At 51.2% G+C, this 4,253-nt stretch carries 2 protein-coding genes; one reads left to right on the top strand and one right to left on the bottom strand.

Going from position 1 to position 4,253, the window contains the following annotated elements; all coding sequences use genetic code 11:
* Nucleotides 1-328: 328 nt before the first annotated feature.
* Nucleotides 329-658: a hypothetical protein gene (locus tag H6F80_RS01355; RefSeq protein ID WP_190789825.1), complete on the bottom strand. Its 330-nt coding sequence runs from the start codon at nucleotides 656-658 to the stop codon at nucleotides 329-331.
* 418 nt (nucleotides 659-1,076) lie between these two features.
* On the opposite strand from H6F80_RS01355, the gene H6F80_RS01350 reads away from it, so the two are divergent.
* Nucleotides 1,077-3,998, top strand: coding sequence for an NHLP bacteriocin export ABC transporter permease/ATPase subunit (locus H6F80_RS01350; protein WP_190789824.1), 2,922 nt, complete (start codon nucleotides 1,077-1,079; stop codon nucleotides 3,996-3,998).
* The last annotated feature ends 255 nt before the right edge of the window (nucleotides 3,999-4,253 follow it).

The following is a 4,253-nucleotide window of genomic DNA, read 5'->3' as shown; positions in this document are numbered from 1 at the left end:
GCTAGAGTCATTGCTTCCCAGAGGGCTGTTGAGATGTCGATATGCTCCAGCCTAAACTTCAGGAAGCTTTCTTAATACTGCTATTCGCTGCTACTTCCTAAACATCCTCTAAGGCGACACACCTCATCAAATATAGCGAGCGAAACTGGATAAATCAGAATGTAGCTCAGACTACACTTACTAAAACAAAATTTAGGAGACGAAAAAGTAAATGCAAGAAAATAAGGACATAGCATTGCTATATCCTCATTCCTGGGTGTGATATTTAGATCTTGCAATTGAGCGACGGAGCTTGCCTCTCTAACCATTGAGAGTTCTAGCAAGTTCCTTATTCAAACTCTCCGTCGATTGCGATCGAACGACGATTGCCGCCATCCTGACCACCAGAGACCTTGTTGAGATCCTCGTCGTCTAGCTCTCCGTTGATTGCGATCGAACGACGATTGCCGCCATCCTGACCACCAGAGATTCTGTTGAGATCCTCGTCATACAGGATCCCTTGCAGTTGGCGACGGTTGCCGCCATCTTGACCGCCAGAGATTCTGTCGAGTTCTTTATCGGCTAGTGGTTCTTCGCGGCTGATGCTAGGCTCTTGACCGCCAGACACTTGACCCAATTGTTCCGGATTGAGTTCCTCGTTGGTTTCTTTCACAGACATAATTCCTCCAAAAATTTTATAGATGTCAGGCTTTCATCAAGCCCGTAAGTTAAATCAAACAGAAAAGCGAATTGAGCTTGCAAAGTTCATTCTTCACTCTGTTGAAATTCAACTCTGCTTTCAGCGTACAGGGCTTAAATGAGAAATAGATGAGAATGAAATAATAGTTGCTCAATAAATCACTAAATTTTCTGAGACTCTTTAAACAGAGAAGAGACTGCTATAAATATATAAATAAGGAAGTGTTGCTTGACGAAAGCGTTAATATAATACTTACTGAAAGGCACTTGAGCAGTAAAGGCAATCGCAACAGCTAATAGCCTGTTAAGAAGTGCGATCGCTCACACAGCTAGTTAATCAAGAAATAAAACTCAATTCGCGTTTTGAGATTACCGTGTACTCCAATCATGCTAGAACGATGATCAATACGAGAAGTGTTCGAGGCAATCTGCCCTTGCTGCTTGATAATCCCACGCTGATCCGAATCGTTCAATCTGGGACGATCGCTTTATTTGCCGTCCGTATCGTTAATGGTGCGCCGGAGGGTGAGCGACACTACCTGTTTGATGTAGAACCCGGAGCGGCACTATTTGGGGCTGATTCAGATGTTTATTTGGAGCAGTTCGCCTTGCATCAACAAGAAACTGAAGCGATGTGGGGAATTATCGCAGTCGCAGTTGAACCTGCCGAAGTTTCGGAACAGTCAATCGATACCCTTAACCTGTCTGATCTTCGTCTTCATATCGCAGATTGGATTTACAAGCTAGCAAATAGTCCAGGCTTACCCAAGCTTCCCCTGGCAAAACTATTTCCGATCGACCAGATAGATCAGTATGTTTCCTTAGTTGCAGGCCAGGCTTTGCAGCCATCGAAAGAGCAGGTTCTGTGGGTACAGTGTCAGCAGGGAACTGCTCATTGGCTCGGCTTTGACAGAGTGCCGCTCACGCCTCATACAGGAAGATTTCCACTGACGAACGGACTCTGGATCTCGGCAAGCAGCACGCTCCAGCTTACGGTTCAGCCCCTTGCCAGCATTGACACCCTAGCACCGCTACTAGAAGGCTTAGCGCAGTTGCATTGCTACTTCCTAAAGAGCATCGAACAAATTACCCTCCAGCAATCCCAAGCGCAATCGACTCAGTTTCAGAAACGCCAGCAGCTCAATCAGCAGGTGGCACAGGAAACGCTGAAAACCCTGGCATCGCTGCTCAAACCGCAGTCTGACTCGTCTCCTGCTCAAGGCGATGAATTGCTGATGGTAGCAGGAGCGGTTGGCAAAGTGCTGGGCATTCCGATCGCCCCCCCAATGGAAGCCGATGATCCAAGCCGAATGCGCGACCCCCTAGAGGCAATTGCCCGATCGTCTCGGCTGCGGCTGCGGCGAATTTTACTGCGCGATCGCTGGTGGCAAAAAGATGGTGGTCCGATCATCGCCTACACCCGTCAAGAAAAGCGTCCGGTTGCCCTGTTGCCTGTCGCAGGCGATCACTATGAGCTTTATGATCCCCAATCGTCTACGACTGGGCGGCACTATTCAAAAGTGAATGCGGCGATCGCGGCTCAGCTCAATCCCAGTGCCTTTATTTTCTATCGTCCGTTTCCATCCACCGTGTTGCGGGCGTGGGATCTGGTGCGATTTGCCTTCAAAGGACAGCTCAAAAATCTGCTGGTTTTGCTAGGCATGGGAATCGCCAGCACCCTAGCCGGAATGCTTGTCCCGCTGGCAACAGGCGTATTGATCGACATGGCACTGCCGACGGGCGATCGAACTTCGCTGATTCAAATCGGGGTGGGCTTGCTGTTTTTTGCTTTGGGAACCGTAAGCCTGAATTGGGTACAGGCCTTGGCAACCATGCGTCTAGAAACCCAGTCCGAAGTGATGATGCAGGCTGCGGTTTGGGATCGATTGCTTCAGCTTAGCCCTGGCTTTTTTCGCCAATATACAGTGGGCGATCTAGAATCGCGGGTGTCGGGCATTAGTCAGATTCGCCGTGCCTTAACGGGTACGACTTTACGCACCATGCTGACGAGCTTCTTTGCGCTGCTGAACTTTGGGCTGATGCTGTTCTACAGTGTGCCGCTCGCGCTGGTGGCGGGGGCAGTAGCGATCGGAGTGATCGGGTTTACGGCGACGACTAGCTCCCTGCTGCTGCGGCAGAAACGCCCTTTGCTGGAGGTACGCGGCGAAATTTCGGGCTTGGTGGTGAAGCTGATTGAGGCAGTTCCCAAACTGCGGAGTGCCGGAGCTGAAGCGCGTGCCTTTGCTACCTGGGGCAACAAATATACGCAGCAGCTTCATCTAGAACTGAGTACTCAGTTGCTGCAAGACAGCGTTGCCATTTTCAACACCGTGATGCCCGGACTCGCCGCAACACTACTCTTCTGGATGTCTGTTACGCTGATCGGGCGATCGTCCACAAGTGAAGCCACCAGCCTTTCAACCGGAACTTTTCTCGGTTTCAGTGCTGCCTTTGGGATTTTTATCACGGGCGCAACCAGCCTCAGCAATACTGTGACATCCGTGCTGGAAATCGTGACGCTATGGAAGCGATCGCAGCCCATCTTAGCGGCAGAACCAGAGGTTAACCCTGAGCAAGCCGATCCGGGAAAACTGGCAGGTCGAGTGCAAGTCGATCGCGTCACGTTTCGCTACCGGGAGGATGGTCCCCTAACGCTCGATCAGGTTAGCTTGACGGCAGAACCGGGAGAATTTATTGCGCTGGTGGGTCCGTCGGGCAGCGGCAAATCTACTTTGTTTCGCCTGCTGCTAGGGTTTGACGTGCCGATCGACGGCAGTATCTACTACGACGGACAAGATCTGGCAGGGTTAGATGTGACAGCCGTGCGGCGACAGTTGGGGGTCGTGCTGCAAAATAGCCGGATTAATGCGGGCAGCATTTTTGACAACATTTCGGCAAGTGCGCTGATTGCGGTGAGCGAGGCGTGGACAGCCGCAGAAATGGCAGGCTTTGCCGACGATGTGCGGGCGATGCCGATGGGAATGCATACCTTTGTCAGCGAGGGTGGCTCAAATTTATCGGGGGGACAAAGGCAACGGCTGATGATTGCTCGCGCCCTAGCACTGAATCCCCAAATTCTGCTATTTGATGAAGCGACAAGCGCACTGGATAACCGAACGCAGGCGATCGTCACCCAAAGCCTAGACAAACTGGGGGTGACGCGCATTGTGATTGCCCATCGCCTCAGTACCATTCGTCGCGCCGATCGCATTTATGTGATCCAGGCAGGTCGAGTCGTGCAGCAGGGTACGTTTGACGAGCTGGCGCAGCAGCCCGGGTTATTTACTCAGCTCATCGCCAGACAGATGAGCGAGCATTAATCACACGATTCAGGCACACAATATTACTCACACAGGCAAATTCTCGAAAACTGCCAGTGCGTCGTGGGCGGGAAGAAATTGCGATAGCTGAAGCGAATGTGGCTGTGAGATGTGACGCAAGGCCCGCCGCACAGCAGCATTTGATTAGACTTCTTGCACGAATCGAAGAGAAGAGCTGAAAGTAGATCAGCCCTACTGAAATGACTCATGCTCTACCCGCAAATCCAAACCCTCAACCCAGTTGCCTTTCGCCGG

The sequence above is a fragment of the Leptolyngbya sp. FACHB-711 genome (genome assembly GCF_014695615.1).
In the GTDB taxonomy this organism is placed as follows: domain Bacteria; phylum Cyanobacteriota; class Cyanobacteriia; order Elainellales; family Elainellaceae; genus Leptolyngbya_A.
Note: the sequence above shows the minus strand (reverse complement) of the source record. Positions and strands in the feature narration are given on the sequence as shown.